This is a genomic window from Desulfatiglans anilini DSM 4660, assembly GCF_000422285.1.
Classification (GTDB): Bacteria; Desulfobacterota; DSM-4660; order Desulfatiglandales; family Desulfatiglandaceae; genus Desulfatiglans; species Desulfatiglans anilini.
On sequence record NZ_AULM01000095.1, the window covers coordinates 1 to 2259 of the forward strand.

At 43.6% G+C, this 2259-nt stretch carries 2 protein-coding genes; both read left to right on the forward strand.

Annotated features, from left to right (window positions below; genetic code table 11):
- Positions 1-334 precede the first annotated feature (334 nt).
- A complete protein-coding gene (locus tag H567_RS28255) occupies positions 335-1024 on the forward strand; it encodes a formylglycine-generating enzyme family protein (protein WP_084517725.1) in 690 nt (229 codons plus the stop codon).
- The gene (locus H567_RS26535) at positions 981-2147 is read left to right on the forward strand and encodes an arginase family protein (protein ID WP_161626676.1); all 1167 of its coding nucleotides are present in this window, start codon (positions 981-983) and stop codon (positions 2145-2147) included. Before H567_RS28255 ends, H567_RS26535 begins: the two co-directional genes overlap by 44 nt.
- Positions 2148-2259 lie beyond the last annotated feature (112 nt).

A 2259-nucleotide genomic window follows, 5' to 3' on the forward strand; every position in this document is an offset into this window, starting at 1 on the left:
CCGGTTCACAATCTTGGAGGCTTTCGTATATTCCCGGAATTGTCAAACTTTGCGTGTCTCCCCGGCAAAGCCGGGGGTTTACTCGTATTAATTATCAAACACGCTGTGCAATGGCAAGCTTGTGCTAATTTTGGGGCATTCTTACGATCCGAAAATACTCCCTCTTGCCTGGGAGGCTTTAATTGGTGCCGTTCTTGGTAATGAAGTGATGTATGTCAAGGAACCATATAAAGTGCCGGAAATTGTTTCCGGTGTAAATGAATTAGTATCTAAAACGACTTTGAGTTTAAAAAGTATCCATGAGCGGTATTGGAGGCAATTGTAAGGAGGTACTGTGATATACGTCGAGGCCGGCGAATTTATAATGGGAAGTGATACAGATGGAAATTTCGATGAGCAGCCTCAGAGAAAGGTCTATATAGACGGTTACTTTATCGATAAATACCTTGTAACTAATGAGCAATACAGGGAATTTATAATTGCCACTGGGTATCCTGCCCCGTACATTGATAGAGTGTGGGCAAAGAAATATTGCTGGAAAGACAATTGTTATCCCGATGGCACGCGAGATCACCCCGTTGTGTTGGTAACTTGGCACGATGCGGCAGCGTATGCAGAATGGGCAGGAAAAAGACTGCCAACAGAGGCGGAGTGGGAAAAAGCCGCCAGAGGAACCGAGGGTTTGACATGGCCTTGGGGAAATGAATGGAGCAAGGGGCGTTCCGTCTCTACGGGCTCGGGTTCACCAAAACCGGTTGGGGGATACGAAGAGGGGAAAAGTCCTTTTGGCTGCTACGACATGGCTGGGAACGTTTGGGAGTGGGTAGGGGACTGGTATCAAGAGGATTATTATAGAATTGCTCCAAGCGTTAATCCTAAGGGACCAAGCGAAGGAGCTATGCGTGTTCTTCGGGGTGGCTCCTGGATCCATGATTCAGCTTCTAGCAGGTGTGCGCGACGATATTCGAGACGTCCTGAGTATGCCGACAACTATATTGGCTTCCGATGCGCTAAAAATTCTTGAAAGATTTTTGTGTGCATATCAGCGAAACGCCAAATTGGAGGGGCTTTCTTTGAAGGTGGCAATTGTTTATCATGAAGACTTCAAAAAATATTCTTTCGGACCTAATCACCCTTTAATAGGCGACTACATGGATGGAGATATCGCCTTTAAGCTTGTTAAAGAAAACGAAAAAATATCTACCATCGCCGAAATTGATTTTTTTAAGCCTAATGAAGCAAGAGATGAAGATATTTTGGCAGTCCACACGAAGGAATATATAGATTTTGTACTTAGGCTTAATGAGAACGGTGGAATGCTTACATTAGATACCCCAGTTCTAAAGGGTGTTTATGATGTGGCTAGGCTGTTTGCCGGCGCTGATATTCTCGGGGGAAAGCTTGTTCTTGATGAAAGTTGTGATAAAAGTTTTGTTTTCTCAACAATGGGGCATCACGTTGGTGCGGATTTTGGCGGGGGATTTGGGATTTTAAACGATGTTGCTATCATGATTGAGGTCCTGCGAATCAAGTACGGTTTATCAAGAGTTTTAGTAATCGATTATGCAGCCAATACGGGACATGGAACTCAGAAGATATTTTATGATACACCAGAAGTTTTATGTATTGATATACATCAGGATCCATTAACACTCTATCCAGGAATTGGTTTTCCTGAACAGGTTGGAAAGGGGAAAGGCAAAGGATATACTGTCAATGTCCCAATCGCGCCTTATAGTTCGGATGCGGATTTCATCTATGCTTTGAAGGAAATTGTCTTACCGATAGGAGTTGAATACAAGCCGGAGTTGGTTGTCGCAGTTGGTTTAAATGGTGCACATTTTACGGTACAAATTAATCAGCTGATGCTAACGCTAAATGGATTAAATTCAACTGTGTGCCTTCTATCAGAAATCGCCTCACGGACCTGTAAGGGGAAATTCGTGCATGTCGGCGGTTTCAGCCTAGATCAAAATTTATCTCCATTAGGTTTTTTAGCTACTGTTGCTGGGGGCCTGAATGTAGATATAGATTTTCCCGAACCCTACGATATGCCACAAAATTTGCCTGATGTTTCAGAACAGAATAGGGAATCAATCGCCAGGATAAGAAACATCCATAAGAAATATTGGAAATGCCTAAATTAGATGTCCATCCGGAAATCATTAATACGAGTAAACCCCCGGCTTTGCCGGGGAGACACGCAAAGTTTGACAATTCCGGGAATATACGAAAGCCTCCAAGATTGTGAACCGGTCA

Bases quoted from the DNA above. Each gene is read 5' to 3' on its own strand.
- H567_RS26535 (WP_161626676.1), top strand. From the start codon at position 981: ATGCCGACAACTATATTGGCTTCCGATGCGCTAAAAATTCTTGAAAGA.